The organism is Nonomuraea sp. NPDC048881, from assembly GCF_040649795.1.
In the GTDB taxonomy this organism is placed as follows: Bacteria; Actinomycetota; Actinomycetes; order Streptosporangiales; family Streptosporangiaceae; genus Nonomuraea.
Genome location: NZ_JBEZGC010000013.1, coordinates 218,689 through 233,282 on the forward strand (window position 1 = coordinate 218,689; position 14,594 = coordinate 233,282).

A 14,594-nucleotide genomic window follows, 5' to 3' on the forward strand; every position below is an offset into this window, starting at 1 on the left:
CGCCGTGCCTCGGGGGAGCCACTGGAACAGGCTGCTGATCTGTTTCGGCGTCCGCGCCAGGCCGTGCTCGATGCCGTCGCGGCCCTGCCGGAAGTGCTGCCGGCCCCCTCGTAGTTGACCGGCAGCACCGTGCGCGGGATGAAGATCTGGCACAGCCGCCCAGGTGGAGCGGGACGGTGCCGGGGCGGATCTTGGCGGCAGGGGCGGTGATGACGGCCCTAACCGATTTGGTAAGAGAAATCAGGCGGGCGAAACACCTGCCTCACGGTGAGCGACGTGCCTCCATGGCATCCGAAGCGTTCTACACGACGGCCGCCCAAGTCCTGCCCCGCCGTCATTCCCCTGGTACGCCTGTCATCGGACCTGTTCCCGGAGCAGGACTTTCCACAATCCCTCCCCGAACGCCCCCGCGGAGCCGCGGGCCTGCCCACCCCCACCGTCGGCACCGTCCAGAGCATCACGCTCACCGACGCCGCCAACGGCCCCCTGATGCCTGGAGCCCGACCCAGAGATGTCATGGGGGTCGGTGGCGGGCCGTCCCGGGTTCTACCGGAACATGTCTCCGTTCGTCAGAGGGTGCGGCGCGGGCCCGCCTGAGCGCGGATGGCGGTGGTCGCGGCGTTCAGTTCCTGCTCGTCCTTGATGGTGCGGTTCTCCTCGTACGTGACTCCGGGTGGCGGGGCGTCGTGGCCGAGCGGGTCGGCGTCCCAGAAATTGCCCCGGTAGACGACGTTCTCCAGCGGCGGGCCCACGTGCAGCACCGCCGTGTTGTCTGCGCGCGCGACGACGTTCTCCTCCACCCGAACCCAGGAGGCACCGTAGTCCGTGTAGAGCCCGAAGTTGTACGGCGTGCGGGTGTCCTCGATGACGTTGCCCAGCACCAGCGCCCCGTCGTCATGGGAACCGCCCTGCGGCCCCGACACGTACACGCCGCCGCCGTCGGCCAGCACCTGCATGGTGTCGACGGTCCGGTTGCGTACGAGCCGGGTGCCCTCGCCGGGCCCGGCGGTGATCCCGCAGTGCGGCACGTCCCTGACCTCGTTGTGCGCGACGACGCACCCGGACGTCCCCATCACCGCGATCCCCGGCGATCCCGGATATTCGAGCCCGACGCCGCGCACCAGGTTGTCCTCGATCACCGTGCCCCGGCTGCCCGTCACCACGACGGCCCCCGCCGAGAGCGTGTCGAAGTCACAGCCGCGCACGACGTGCCCCTCGCCGCCGGACACCCCCAGCCCGGACGCCCCCAGCCTGGTGAACCGGCACCCCTCGATCACCACGTCCGAGCAGTCCTCGAACGCGACGCAGGCGGGAATCGTCACGGAAGCCGTGGGATACGTCACGGACGCCCCCTCGCCCAGCTCCGCCACGCCGACGCCGCCGCCCTCGTAGAAGCCGCTGCCGTGATAGTGCACGAAGCCCTCGGGGCGGCTCGGACGCAACCAGGTCGCCTCGGCGAACGTCAGCCCGCGGAAGGTGACCCGTCGCGCGCCGGACCCGCGTACCAGGGTCTCCAGCGCCGGGGCGACCACCCGCGTACGGGCCGGGTCCTCGCCGGGGCGGGGCAGGTAGCGCAGCACGTGGTGGCCCGGCCGTGAGCGGTCGAGCACGAACGTGCCCGGCTCGCGCAGGAAGCTCGAGTCGTTCTCGATCCTGGTGGGCAGGCCGGGACCGGCGGAGGTGGTGCCCTCCCAGGTGGAGTTGTACAGCTCGGCGGCCCACTCGAAGGCGGGCGTCGCCATGGTGATCACGGTCCGGTCGCCGTCCTGGGCGACGTCCGCGACGGGCAGGCGGCACTCGGTCCACGGGTACACGCCGCGGTGGACGAACTCCACGTCGCGCGGGCTGGTCCAGGCCAGCGGCGCGGCGCTGTCGGTGACGTAGCCGGTGGCGGTCGCGGCCGGGGACGAACCGGGCAGCCCCTCGATCCCGGCCCGGGCGGCGCGGCGGCCGTCCACGTAGAGCTGGCGGGTCTCCAGGTCGCCGACGTCGGCCAGCCAGACGCCGTCGCGCACCTGCCAGCCGGTGATCGTCCGGCCACCGCTCAGCACGACGTCCTCCTGGTCGGGGGTGCCGTGGCCGTACGCCTGGTAGACGGTGCCCGAGTCGGCCTCGGTGAGCTCCAGAGGCTCGCCCAGCACGTGGACGCCGCGCCTGAGATGAACGACGGACTCCCCGCCGGACTCCCTGGCGGCCTCCCGGGCGCGTTCGAGGGTGGCGAAGGGGCGTTCGAGGGAGCCGGGCCAGGAGTCGTCCCCGCCGGGTGCGACATGGAAGTGGAACACAGGTTTCCCCTTTGCTGTTTATGGCGTACACGGAGTAATACACCATAAACGAGGGAGGTGCCAATGGCGCGAGGTGTGGCGGGGGACCCGGACCACGGGGTCGAGCTGCTGTGGCGGGACGCGGAGCGGGAGCCGCGGCCCGGCCTCAGCCTGGGCCGGATCGTGCGGGCCGCGGTCGAGCTGGCCGACGCCGAGGGCCTGGAAGGGTTGTCGATGCGCAAGGTCGCCGACCGGCTGGGCTTCACGACCATGTCCCTCTACCGCCACGTACCCGGCCGCGACCAGCTCGTGGACCTGATGCGCGACGAGGTGCTGGGCGAAGCCCTCGTCACCGCTTCGGACGCCGCCCCGGACACCGCTATAGACACCGCTAGGGACGCCGGCCCGGACGTCGGGCCGGGCACCGCCCCGGATGCCGGCCCGGATGCCGGGCAGGACGCCGCCTCGGATGCCGATGGCGGTTGGCGGGGGCGGCTGGAGGAGGCGGCCCGGCGGGCGTGGGAGCTCCGCATGCGGCACCCGTGGCTGGCCGAGGTGCGCGGCTCCCGTCACCTGCCGGGCCCGAACGCGGTCGCCCACTACGACCACATGCTCGGCGCGCTGACCGGCACCGCGCTGCGGCCGTCCGAGGTGGTCGCGGTGGTCGGCCTGCTCGGCCGGTTCGTGGACGCCGAGGCGCTGCTCCTGGCCGAGACCCGGCGCGAGGAAAGCCGCAGCGGCGTGTCCGAGCAGGAGTGGTGGGGTGCCCGCGACTCCCTGTACGAACGCCTCGACCGCTTTCCCGCCCTCTCGCGCCTGTGGGAGACGGGCGGCTGGGACGCCCCTGAGGACTCCTTCGCGTTCGGCCTGCGCCGCCTCCTGGACGGCGTCGAGGTGCTGATCCGAGAGCGTGACGAAAGTCGTGACGAAAGATGCCCCGAGTGTGGCACACCACTGGAAACCGCCCCCTCGGGCCGCCCTCGCGTCTACTGCTCGCGGGCCTGCCAGCAACGCGCCTACCGCAAGCGCAGGTCGGCCGACTGACCCAACCCGGCGGGCCTGTGCGGTGCTCAAACGCGAATACCGCTGCTGAACTGGGCGTTCGTGGAGCGATCAGGCTGCTCCGCGGTACTCGGTGATCAGCCCTGTGACGGTCCTCCGGCGGTGGATCGGGGAGGTCATGTCGATCACCTGGCTGGGGGCGCGTGAGGGGTGGGGAGGGGGCGGCCTTGATGCGGGCGATGCTGGTTGAAATGGCGCCCGTATTCGGGCAGGACCTTGCGCAGGTGCCGCCCGCCTGGATGAGCGCTAGTCGCGACACTCGCGCCGTAGCGTTCCTGCGAACCGTTCGGGCGGCGGAGTCGCCGGAGGCTCTCAGCCGATCAGGTTGTAGGCGGCGGCCACACTCAGGTAGGCGAGCGCGGCGAGGACCACGACGGTGCAGTGAACCCGTCCGGCCAGGGTCCACCAGCCCTTGACCCAGGCCAGCCCGGCGGTGACCAGCGTCACCCCGGCCCCGGCCGCGGCCAGGACGGGCAGCGTGGTGATGGTCGTGAACAACGGGCTGCCGCCCAGGAAGAACTCGGCCTGGTTGGCGTCGAAGTCGGCGAACATCGCCACGAGCGATCCGGCGGAGGCCGTGACGAGCACCGCCGTGATCCACACGGGCAGCCCGGCCAGGCGTGGCCCGCGAACCGGCCGCCGCCGCGCCGTCCGCCCGCCTCCGGCGGCAACCCCGAAAGCACCCGCGACTGCGGATCCATCCCCGGACCCGCCGGAGCCGGTGGACCCGCCGGTGCTGCCGGACTCGGTGGACTCGGTGGACCGGCCGGAGCCGGTGGGCCTGAGGCGGCGCCGCGCGAGGCGTACGGCATGCGCGAGGGGTCCGCCCACAGCCGACAGCAGCAGCACGGTCAGGCTCACGCCGAGCACGCCGAGATGAAAGGTGGGGGACTGGTACCAGGCCAGGCGCTCCAGCGGCCCCGCCGGGTTCTCCGTGGCCAGCAGGCCGTCAGGCCGGAACTGGATGGTGCGGTAGCCGTTCTTCTCGCGGAACAGGGCGGGGGCGATCTGCGTCCACTGGCGGCTCTCGGTGGGGCCGAGCGCGACCGCGCCGGTGGTGGTCAGGAGGCCGTCGCCGGCCGCGCTGACCGTCACGGTGCTGGTGAGCGAGCTGAGCTTGCCCAGGTCGGTCATGTCGGCGGCCAGGGCCGTACGGTAGGTGCCGGCGTACTGGGCGACGTCGGGCAGCGGCCCCGGCGTGCCGTCCGCCGGGGCGGGGGCCGGGGCGAAGCGGTCGGCGAAGGCGTTGACCAAGGACCAGGCGGAGTCGGGGCCGCCCTTGCCGATGCCGTTGTAGGAGGCGTAGACGCCGATGCCCCGGTCGGGGATCAGCGCCATGATCGCGAAGTAGCCGGGAATGTTGCCCCGGTGCACCAGCAGGCGCCGGCCGTTCCTGGTGTACTCCTGGAAGCCGTACCCCATGCCGGCGGTGCCCTCGGCGTTGCCGAAGTGGCGGCTCTGTATGAGCCGCACGCTGTCCGGCCTGAGTATCCCCCTGCCGCCGGTCAGCTGGGCCAGCATGAACGCGGCCATGTCGGTGGCGGTGGAGCGGAAGCCGGCTCCGTGCGGCGGCATGTGCCCGTATTTGGCCCCTTCCGCCCGGACCTGGTGGCCGTCCTGGAGACGGTATCCGGGAGCCAGCGCCTGGGCGACGGGGCCGGGCTCGGGCTGGGCCATGCTGGAGTGCGTCATGCCGAGCGGGCGGAAGATGTTCTCCTGCACGTACTGGTGGAAGGGCAGGCCCGAGCGCACCTCGACCAGGTAGCCGGCCAGGCCCATCCCGTAGTTGGAGTAGACGGCCCTGGTGCCGGGCGGCCGGATCCGGGGCGGCTGGTGGTCGGCGAGGTGGGCGCTGAGCGGGTGCACATCACGGGCGGTGGCCGCGCCGGTGCCGAAGTCACCGCCGGCGAACCCGGCGGTGTGGGTCAGCAGGTTCGCCATGGTGACCGGCCGCCCCGGGTAGGCGTCGTCGATCTTGAACGTGGTGAGGTACTGGTTGACGTCGGCGTTCAGGTCGATCCGGCCCCGTTCGACGAGCTGCATGACGGCGGTGGCGGTGATCAGCTTGGCCACCGACGCGGGGGCGAAGACCGTCCGCTCGGCGTCCACGGGACGGCCGGTCTCCACCTCGGCGACGCCGTACCCCTGGGCGAAGACCTGACGGCCGCCCGCGACGACGGCGATCGCCGCCCCCGGGATGTGGTGCTCCTCGAGCTGGCGGGGCACGTAGGCGTCGGCGAACTGCCGTACCGACCGTGCCGGATCGGCCGCCGTCGCGGCGGCGGGGGCGCTCACTGCCAGCAGCGGCGCGGCGACCGTCAGCGAGCACATGAGGGCACGCCAGCGGGATGATTTGCGTTCGAGCAGCATGAGCTGCTCTCCTTTCTGTGGGAGCGCGTACGCGTCAAAGGCACGCCGTCACGGCGTGGTCGTGCGGTTCCGCCGTCCGGGGGTGAGTTGCCGCTCGCCCCCGGACCTGTGTCACAGGCTCGTCAGTCGACGCTGAGCAGGATCCTCTCCATCGCCGCGACCTTCTCCGTCAGCTCGCCCAGCCTGGCCTGCACCTCACCCTGCCGCTGCACGGCCTGCTCGGCCAGTTCGCGATATCTGGCCATCTCGGCCGTCAGCACGTCGGTGCGGTGCCGTTCGAACCGGAAGTAGAACGCCATGCAGGCCGTGATCGCGCCGAACAGAATCAGCACGACCACGATGGGGATCACGATGGAACCGATGTCGATCACTGCGGGGTCTCCTGCACCTGATGGGGTCCTTCCTCGTCGTCCGCGCGCAGAGCCGCGAGGACGGTGTCGATCGTCAGGGTGAGTTCGAAGGGCAGCAGCTCGATGTACTTCATCGCCTTGCCGTCGGCCGACAGCTCCAGCCGCCCTTCGATCAGCCCCGCCTTCTCCAGCCGCTCCAGATGCATGTAGAGCAGCGCACGGGACACCTTGATCCGGCGGGCCAGCTCGCTGACGTGGATTCGGCCGTCGGCGAGCTCGGCGAGGATCTGCAACCTGAGTGGATGCCCGACCGCGCCGAGCAGGCGGAGCAACTCTTCGCTGGTCGGCATGTCGTCCTTGGAGAGGGTCTGTCTTGCACCTGTTAGTTCAGTCTTACAGGTGCAAGTATACGCGTCAAACCAGGACACTGAGGTCGGCCACGTCGTGGTTGCGATGTCCGGAGGGCGTTGTCGTCGGCCAGGGCGGCCTCGCGCTGGAGTCGGCAGAGGTGGCTCCGGACGCGGCGGCCGAGTCTGGGACGCGAATGACGATGGGCGCGGCCTGGTGGCCGCGCCCATCATGAGGCTCGCGTCGTGGTCGAGCGGCGTGATCAGGTCTCGCCGCGTCGGGGGACGTGGATCGCCTTGCTCTGAGCCTTCCTACGGCTGGTCTCCGGCCTTGTCGACGACCTTGGCCGTCATCCGTGCGCTCCACACCAGAGGAGTGCCCGCCTTGACCGTGCGGGTCGCGCCGCCAGGAAGGTCGAAGGTGCGATCGGCGACGCTCTCGCCGTACGTCCCCAAGAACTGGTAGTCCTGCGCGCTCACGATGATCTCGAAGCGTTCCCAGGTTCCCGTGTACGCGAACGCGACGCCGTGGCGGCCTGCCGCGTCGATCGCGTCCTGCTTGACCGCGACCCCCTGGATCATGGGCAGCGCCCGGAACAACGCGGCCCGCACGTCGGCGACCAGCGGCTGCTCGCCCAGCAACCGGGAGATCGTCCGGAAGATCCGCGGCGCCCTGACCCAGACGATCACCCGGGCCTACGGGGCTGACCTCGCAGGCCCGGCGGGGGGCGTGCTCGCGCCCTTCAGGGGGCGCAGGCCAGGGTCTCCGGGGGCGTGGTCGTCGGCAGGTTACGACGCCACTCCTCCTGCGTCAGTGACCGTCCGGCCACCTCGCACACCGCCGCCAGTGGATCCTCGGGGAACGCGACGGCCCACCGTCGTACGGTTCCGTCGGCGCTCGCGCCGGCCAGCGTGGCGCCGTCCGGGCTGAACGCCAGTGATGTGACGTCCGCTCGGGGTCCGGCGAGCGGGTTGCCGAGGGGGCGGCGGGTGGCCACGTCCCAGAGACGGATCTCGCCGTCGCGGCCTCCGGTGGCGATGACGCGTCCGTCGGGGCTGAACGCGGCGGCCCCGGCGCCGCCGAGGCCGTGGGCCTGCCAGGCGTCGCCGATCGGCTGCCGGGTCGCCACGTCCCACACGCGGATGACGGCGTGCTTCTCGTCGGCGGAGATCCCCAGTGTGACCGCGTGGCGGCCGGCCCGGTCGATCTCCACCCACTCGGTCGAGTCCTCGACGAACCGGGTCGACGAGCCGGTGCCGACGTCCCAGAACCGCAGGGTCAGGTCCACTCCGACCGAGGCCAGCAGCTTGCCGTCGGGGGTGAACGCCATGTCGGCGATGCCGTCGACGGGGCCGGTCACCACGGTGTCGTCCGGGTCGTAGCTTTGCGGGCCGGCTCCGTGGCCGGTCATGACGGGGCCGACAGGTTTGCCGGTGGCGAGGTTCCAGACCTGGATGTCGTTCTCGACGGCGATCGCGGCCAGACGCCAGTCCGGGCTGAACGCCACTCGTCCGTCCGCCAGGGGCAGCGGCGTGCCGGTCGGACGGCCGGTCGCGCGGTCCTTGAGCGTCAGCTTCCCGCCGGTCACGGTGGCGACGGTACGGCCGTCGGGGGACAGGGCGATCGCGCCGGGCGGCAGGGCTTGGAGCCGGCCGGTGGCGAGGTCCCGCAGCCTCAGGCCGCCTTCCGTCGCCATCGCCAGGGCCCGCCCGTCAGGAGTGAAGGAGACGGTGGCGGAGTCACCGGCCTGGACGGCGGCGCCGAGCTCGGTCATGGCCTTGGCGTTCCAGAGCCGCGCCGTCGCGTCGCCGCCGAGGGTGGCGAGGAGGGTGTCGCCCGCCGCGAAGCGCACCGCATGGATGTCGCCGGTGTGGCCGGTGACGGTCGTGCCGACGCGGCGGCGGGTGGCGAGGTCCCAGTACTGGATGTTCCGCCTGTCGCTGATCACGGCCAGGGTGCCGCCGTCGTCGCTGAGGGCCAGCCCGTCGATCGGGCCGGTACGGATCGGCGCGCCGGCGGGCCGGAGGGTGGCGGCGTTCCAGAGCCGGACCTCGTCGCCGGTCGAGGTGACCAGGCGGTCGCCGGACACATCGGCATGCGTCACCGTTCCGGGGATCGCCGATGATGCCCGCCCGGTGGATCTGTCCCAGGCTCGTAGCCTGTCGTCGACCACCGCGCTCAACGTCCGGCCGTCCGGTCCGAACATCATCGCGTCGACGGGCCCTCCCGTCTGGATCTGCCGTCCGTCCGGGCGGTCCCCGTTCCAGAACGTGACGCGTCCGCCCGTCGTGGCGACGGCGAGAGTACGGCCGTCAGGGGCGAACGCGATCGAGGAGATCCGGCCGTTGTGGTCGCCGGTGTCGGCGACCGGCTGGATCGGGGCCGCGAGCGGCCTGCCCGACGCCGCGTCCCACAGCCGTACGGTGTGGTCCTGCCCGTAGGTGGCCAGCGTCTTCCCGTCGGGACCGAATCGCACGTGATGGACGGCGCCGGTGTGCCCGGTCGGGATCGTCAGGATCGGCCGGCGGGTGCGGGTGTCCAGCAGCTTGATGACGCCGCCCGTCTCGATCGTGGCGAGTCTGGCGCCGTCGGGGCTGAAACCGGCCACGTCCGCGCTCGGCAGCACCGCGCGTGCCGTGGTGGCCAGGAAGTCGATCATGCCCTGCCGGCTCTCGTCGCCGGGCGCGATCCGGAAGGAGGTGGCCGACAGCAGGCCGGCCAGGAACGGGTCGTCCTGCCGCACCGAGCGGCTCCGGAAATCGACGGCCGCCGACATCGCGCGCCGGTCGCGTGCCGCGGCCTCCTGGACGGAGTTCGCCGCCAGCAATCCCGCCACGGTCACCGTCGCCACCGCCGCCGTCCCGAACGCGAGCCGGCGAACCCGACGCCGGCGCAGCGACACCGCGGAGGCTTCCAGGAAGCGTGCGGCTACCGGCTCGACCGCCGGGTAGCGGTCGTCGCCCGCCCAGCGGTCCAGGACGAGCCTGACCTCCTTGAGCCGGCGCGCCGGGTACAGCAGCTCGGCGCGTCTTCCGTGCTGCTCCCAGTCCTCGGCCTGCTGCTGCATCCTGGCGACGAGCAGGCGACCCGGCCGGTCGCCCTCCAGCCACTCGCCCAGCCGGGGCCAGGCGTCCAGGAGCACGTCGTGGGAGATCTCGGCGGCCTTCTCGCCGAGGACGACCAGGCGCATCGCGGCGAAGGCGTGCAGGACCGTGCGGCCGTCGTCGTCCACCTGGTCGAGCGACAGCGTCCTGCGGGCGTGCCCGTCGGGCACCACCTGGGTCAGCCGGAGGAAGAGCCGGCGCGCCACCTCCTGCCGGTGCGGCGGCAGATCCCCGTAGACCTCCTCGGCGGCGTTGCGCACGGCCTGTTCGATCCGTCCCGCGCGGTCGTAGCCTCGCAGGGTGAGGCGGTCGCCCTCGCGGTTGCGCCAGGTCATGAGCATGGCCTGGGAGAGCAGCGGGAGCACGCCCATGTCCTTGGGCCGCGCCCTGAGCTCGTCCATGAGCACCTGGACCAGCGCGTTCTCCACCTTCAGCCCGGCCTTCTCCGCCGGACCGACCACGGCCTGCAGACGCCCGGAATCGCTCATGGGCCCGAGCGTGGTCGACCGGCTGTCCTGGGCGGCGCGCAGCAGGTCGTGCTCGGCGCACCGTCCCCAGAAGTCGGCGCGCACCCCGAGGACGACCACGGCCGCCGGAGCGTCGTCAGGGCCGACCGGCTCCTCGCTGATCGCGCGCAGGACCTCCAGGAACGCCTCGGCCTCGCCCGCTGAACGGACGAGCGTGAAAATCTCCTCGAACTGGTCGACGATGAGGATCAGGCGGCCCGGCGGACGGTCTTCCGCGTGCCGTACGAGGAGTTCGTGGACGACCTCGTGCGCGCGGTGCGGCTGCTGCTCCAGCGCGGGGCACTCGAAGCCGAAGGCGGCGCCCAGCCGGGCCTTCAGCTGGGCGAGCGGGGCCCGGGTCGGATTCATGATCGTACGTGGCCACCGCGCGGCCTCGGGCAGGCCGGGCAGGCCGGAGGACAGGCTGGGCAGCACCCCGGCGTGCAGCAGCGACGTCTTGCCCGCACCCGAGGCCCCCGCCAGCAGGTGCAGCCCCGGCCCCCGCACCCTGGCTGCCATCGCCTCGCGCAGCAGCTCCGTCTCCTCCTCCCGCCCGTAGAAGAACGGCCGGTTCAGCACCCCGTACGGCTCAAGCCCCATGTACGGGCACCCGGCGAGCGGGACGTCCGCCTGCGGCTCGGGCTCGGTCCTCCAGCGCAGCCAGTGCACATCACGCGCGAGCTCCGACACGCGGTCGAGGCGGTCCTCCTGCCGCTGGAGCGCCGTGTTCTGCTCCTGTACGGCGGCCTCGATCCTGCGTACCGTCTCGTTCAGCTCCAGCTGGAGGAACGCCAGCTCGGAGAAGCTCGAACCGAGCAGGTCCAGCGTCTCCGCGGCCTCGGCCCAGCCGGACGACTCGGCGATGATCTCGGTGGCGCCGACGCCGCGCAGGAGCCTGGCCAGCTCGCGGCTCAGGGCGGCGGCACGCTCGTCGTCGGCTTCCAGCAGCGTGCGGAGTTCGGCGAGCAGTTCGCGCTCGGCGAGCTCCCTGCTGGGCGAGCGCATCCTGTCGGCGAGGCGGACGATCAGCTCGCTGAGGATGTTCGTGCCCAGGCCACCCGTCGACGAGATCAGCTCCGGGACGGCCTGACCGGTCGCCACGCTCACGATGACGGGCGCGGCGGTGGCGGCGGCGAGCATGCCCAGCATCGCGTTCGCGCTCCAGCGCTTGACCCGGCCCGGTTGCCGGCTCTTGGCAGGGCCGGACATCCAGCGCCGGAAGCCCTGGCGCATCTCCGTACGCAGGTCGTCCGGCAAGCCGTGGTCGTCGGCAGGTGCCATCGATCCCCTCCTCCGAGATGATCAACGGTACGCGTCCTGATCAGGTTCCTGCGCGAGAGTATGCCGCTGTGGCAGGGGACGGGGATGCCTTTCGAGCACAATGATCGCTGTCACCGGACGCCGTCACGACACGTGCGGGCCAGGGCCCGGCGCCGGGCGGTGGCTTTGCACAGGGCGGCCGGTCAGAACTTGCCGGGCTCGAACCTTCGGACGAAGACGTAGGTGTCGGATCGGCTGACCAGCTCTATCACTCTCCTGCGCGGGTGCTCCAGCATGGTGACCTTCACGCATTTCAGCGTGACCCGGCGCCGGCCGAGGAGCGCGTCGTAGGAGAGGTACATCTTGTCGAAGCCCCGGTTGTTCCTCATCCCGACGCCCAGCTGTGTGCGGAACGTCCGCGAGCCCGGCGGGTTGAACGGTTTGGCGGCCACGATCGCGTCGGTGGCCTCGGCGGGGCAGCGTACGAGCACGCGAACGTAACTGTCCTGACGCGGGCGACGCGGCCTGATCTTGACCCCCGTCCAATTGCCGATCCCCGCCGGCGCCGCGGGCCGGCCCGCCGCTCCCTCCGGGTTGGTCTGGTCATCGGCACTGTCGCCCTCCTCCACCGGAGGGTCGGGCATCGGCAGGACGGGCGCGGCGCCGCGATCGTGCAGGGGGTTGCGACAAGGGCCGCGAGCAGGCCGAATGTCGCCACAACCCTCATGATCTCCCTCTCGACGGGCATGTGAAGCGATTGACGATGGGAGGGGAGTATCCCCAGTATGCGGGCGAGCCCCGGCAAAGAAGGGGATGCCACGCCGTTCACCAGGTGTTCGACGGTTCCGGGCGAGTCCGCGCCGGTTGCCTGCGGCAGATCTTCTTGGCGGTGAGGGTCGCGCCGATGCGGGCGTAGAAGCGTTGCGCAGCGACGTTGGCTTCGGACACCTCCCAGCGGATCACCTTGCCGTCGGCGGCCTCAGCCGCGGCCTGCATCAGCCGTTCGCCCACGCCGTCGCCGCGTTCGGCGCCGGTCACGTAGAGGTCGTCCAGGGCGAGGTAGTCCTGGCCGGACCAGAAGCTGATGCGCTCCAGCCAGGAGACGTAGCCGATGGCCCGGCCGCCCCGCTCGGCGATCAGGTAGGTGACCTCCGGCGTGTTGACAAGCCGTGGCGCCGGCGACCGGGCGGTCCTCGCTCACTGAGAGCCGGTTTGCGCCGTGGGTGACGGGCGGCCGGGCGTTACCAGCGCTGCGACGACCGCGCCGACCGCCGATGCGATCGCGGCCACGGTGAATCCGCTGGTGAAGCCGTGCAACGTGGTCCCGGCCAGGCTCGCGGCTGCGACGCTGGACATGACGGCGGCTCCGATGGACGCGCCGAACTCGTGGAAGGTGCTCACGATGCCGGAGGCGATCCCGGCCTCGTGGGGCGCCACTTGACCGAGCGCGGTCGCCGAGGCGATGACGAACATCGCGCCGGTGCCCGCCGCCGCGACGGCCACGCCTGCCACGACGCTGACGACGTTCGTCGAGAAGGCCGGTACGGCCATGCCGATCGCCGCGACCGTCAGACCCGCGACGGCCAGGGCGCGCCCGCCCCAGCGGCCGAGCAGGCGCCCGGTCAGGTTGGCGCCGAGCATCGTCGCCAGCGCGACCGGCAGGAACAGCAGCCCGGCCTGCAGCGCGCCGTAGCCCAGAGCGTGTTGGAAGTAGAAGGTTCCCAGGAAGAACACCGCGATCATCAGTGCCGTGGCCATCAGGATGAGGAAGGCCCCGACCGCCACGGGCCGCCGGGCGAGCAGTCGCACGTCCATCAGGGGCGAACGCGCCCGCCTCTGCCACAGCACGAACAGCACGTAGCCCACGGCAGCGGCGAGCACGAGCCACCCGGTGAGGGCGCTGACCCACCCCCGCTCGCCGGCGGCGATGAGGGCGTAGATCAACGACGCGCCGGCGGACGTCACCAGGATCGCACCGAGTACGTCGAGCCGGGGCCGGGAGGCGGGCGAAGGCGTACGCGCCGGGAGCAGTACGGCGAGGACCACGGCGATCACCAGGCCGATCGGCACGTTGACGTGGAACACCCACGACCATCCTGGACCGGCGGTGAGCAGGCCGCCGAGGAGAACGCCGAGCGCGGCGCCGCCACCGCCGAGCGCGGACCAGACACCCAGGGCCTTGTTCCGCTCCTCTCCGTCGAACAGGGCGACCACCAGCGACAGCGCCGCGGGCGACAGCAGCGCGGCTCCGACGCCCTGGGCCACCCGACCGGCGAGCAGCATGCCCGCCGACCCGGCCAACCCTGTGACCAGCGAGGCGACGGTGAACAGCAACAGGCCGGCGATCACGATCCGCTTGGCGCCCAGCAGGTCCGTGATGCGGCCGCCGAGCAGCATGAGGCCGCCGAAGGTGAGCGTGTACGCGCTGACCGTCCAGGTCAGGGCCTCGCGACCGAGGGCGAGGTCCGTCTCCATGTGAGGCAGCGCGATGGCGACGACGGTGACGTCGAGGATCAGCATGAGCTGGGCCACGCCGAGGAAGCCGAGGATGCGCCACCGGGCCGGGAGCGGCTCGTGGAGCTCTGCCTGAGCGTGCACTGCAGGTTGGGTCATCAGGTCCTCCAGCCGATATCTCGTATATCCATATACGAGTTCTGCTGCCCACTATAAGCCGTATGTGCGCATACGAGATAGGCTGGGGGCATGGCTGCACCTCCTGCGCGCTCCAGGCGCCGTGCCGATGCCGAGCGCAGCATCGCCCGCATCGTGTCCGCGGCACGCGAACTGATGCGTTCGGACCCCCATGCGACCACCGATGACATCGCCCGCGCTGCCGGCGTCGGGCGGATGACCCTGTACGGGCACTTCCGGACCCGGGCCGACCTCATCGAGGCGGCACTCGGCGAGGCGCTGCGAGACGGTGACGAGCTCCTGGCCTCCGTCGACCTGACAGGCGACGCGCGCGAAGCCATGGGCCGCCTGCTGGCGTCCAGCTGGGAACTGGTGGCCGAATCGGCGGCCCTGCTGGCCGCGGCCGAAGGAGTCCTTCCCGCGGGACGGGTCCGGGACCTGCACGCTGAACCCGCCCAGCGCATGGCCGACCTCGTCCACCGTGGCCAGGATCAAGGCGTCTTCCGTACCGACCTGCCCGCCGCCTGGCTGGTCAGCCTCACCCACTACATCCTGCACGGCGCGGCGAACGAGGTACGCCAAGGACGCCTGGCCCGTGACGATGCCGCCGACACGGTCACGAAGTCCATCCAGTCGGTGCTGGCCGCCTGAGGCGGGAGCCCGGTTCCGGCGTGGGGCGGTGGACTCACCGCATGCGTG

Annotated in this window: 10 protein-coding genes and 1 pseudogene; 2 read left to right on the forward strand and 9 right to left on the reverse strand. The window is 71.8% G+C overall.

Features of this window, described 5'->3' with window-relative positions; genetic code table 11:
* Positions 1 to 569: 569 nt before the first annotated feature.
* Positions 570 to 2,285: a right-handed parallel beta-helix repeat-containing protein gene (locus AB0C33_RS36925; RefSeq protein WP_358296214.1), complete on the reverse strand. Its 1,716-nt coding sequence runs from the start codon at positions 2,283 to 2,285 to the stop codon at positions 570 to 572.
* 63 nt (positions 2,286 to 2,348) lie between these two features.
* Here AB0C33_RS36925 and AB0C33_RS36930 point away from each other — a divergent pair, with 63 nt between their 5' ends.
* On the forward strand, positions 2,349 to 3,308 hold the full coding sequence (locus AB0C33_RS36930; protein WP_358296217.1) for a TetR/AcrR family transcriptional regulator: 960 nt from the start codon (positions 2,349 to 2,351) through the stop codon (positions 3,306 to 3,308).
* Positions 3,309 to 3,638: 330 nt separating this feature from the next.
* Here the strand turns inward: AB0C33_RS36930 and AB0C33_RS36935 are convergent, their stop codons facing one another.
* The 8 genes and pseudogenes from AB0C33_RS36935 to AB0C33_RS36970 form a co-directional block, all read right to left on the reverse strand.
* Complete coding sequence (locus AB0C33_RS36935; RefSeq protein ID WP_358296220.1) at positions 3,639 to 5,696, reverse strand: serine hydrolase domain-containing protein; 2,058 nt, start codon at positions 5,694 to 5,696, stop codon at positions 3,639 to 3,641.
* A 122-nt stretch (positions 5,697 to 5,818) separates the two neighbouring features.
* Positions 5,819 to 6,067: a hypothetical protein gene (locus AB0C33_RS36940; RefSeq protein ID WP_352326865.1), complete on the reverse strand. Its 249-nt coding sequence runs from the start codon at positions 6,065 to 6,067 to the stop codon at positions 5,819 to 5,821.
* On the reverse strand, positions 6,064 to 6,396 hold the full coding sequence (locus AB0C33_RS36945) for a winged helix-turn-helix domain-containing protein (RefSeq protein WP_358296223.1): 333 nt from the start codon (positions 6,394 to 6,396) through the stop codon (positions 6,064 to 6,066). Before AB0C33_RS36945 ends, AB0C33_RS36940 begins: the two co-directional genes overlap by 4 nt.
* Positions 6,397 to 6,705: 309 nt before the next feature.
* Positions 6,706 to 7,083, reverse strand: coding sequence for a hypothetical protein (locus tag AB0C33_RS36950; RefSeq protein ID WP_358296226.1), 378 nt, complete (start codon positions 7,081 to 7,083; stop codon positions 6,706 to 6,708).
* Positions 7,084 to 7,136: 53 nt separating this feature from the next.
* Positions 7,137 to 11,285, reverse strand: coding sequence for a WD40 repeat domain-containing protein (locus AB0C33_RS36955; RefSeq protein ID WP_358296229.1), 4,149 nt, complete (start codon positions 11,283 to 11,285; stop codon positions 7,137 to 7,139).
* A 182-nt stretch (positions 11,286 to 11,467) separates the two neighbouring features.
* Positions 11,468 to 11,755: a hypothetical protein gene (locus AB0C33_RS36960; RefSeq protein ID WP_358296232.1), complete on the reverse strand. Its 288-nt coding sequence runs from the start codon at positions 11,753 to 11,755 to the stop codon at positions 11,468 to 11,470.
* Positions 11,756 to 12,089: 334 nt separating this feature from the next.
* A pseudogene (locus tag AB0C33_RS36965) lies at positions 12,090 to 12,416 on the reverse strand (GNAT family N-acetyltransferase); the annotation flags it as partial.
* Positions 12,417 to 12,461: 45 nt separating this feature from the next.
* Positions 12,462 to 13,877: an MFS transporter gene (locus AB0C33_RS36970; RefSeq protein WP_358296235.1), complete on the reverse strand. Its 1,416-nt coding sequence runs from the start codon at positions 13,875 to 13,877 to the stop codon at positions 12,462 to 12,464.
* A gap of 90 nt (positions 13,878 to 13,967) precedes the next feature.
* On the opposite strand from AB0C33_RS36970, the gene AB0C33_RS36975 reads away from it, so the two are divergent.
* Positions 13,968 to 14,546 (forward strand): helix-turn-helix domain-containing protein, encoded by a 579-nt coding sequence (locus AB0C33_RS36975; RefSeq protein WP_358296238.1) that lies wholly within the window; start codon positions 13,968 to 13,970, stop codon positions 14,544 to 14,546.
* The last annotated feature ends 48 nt before the right edge of the window (positions 14,547 to 14,594 follow it).

Coding starts and splice junctions, on each gene's coding strand:
- AB0C33_RS36975 (WP_358296238.1), top strand. CDS start 13,968: ATGGCTGCACCTCCTGCGCGCTCCAGGCGCCGTGCCGATGCCGAGCGC.
- AB0C33_RS36970 (WP_358296235.1), bottom strand. CDS start 13,877: ATGACCCAACCTGCAGTGCACGCTCAGGCAGAGCTCCACGAGCCGCTC.
- AB0C33_RS36930 (WP_358296217.1), top strand. CDS start 2,349: ATGGCGCGAGGTGTGGCGGGGGACCCGGACCACGGGGTCGAGCTGCTG.
- AB0C33_RS36935 (WP_358296220.1), bottom strand. CDS start 5,696: ATGCTGCTCGAACGCAAATCATCCCGCTGGCGTGCCCTCATGTGCTCG.
- AB0C33_RS36945 (WP_358296223.1), bottom strand. CDS start 6,396: ATGCCGACCAGCGAAGAGTTGCTCCGCCTGCTCGGCGCGGTCGGGCAT.
- AB0C33_RS36955 (WP_358296229.1), bottom strand. CDS start 11,285: ATGGCACCTGCCGACGACCACGGCTTGCCGGACGACCTGCGTACGGAG.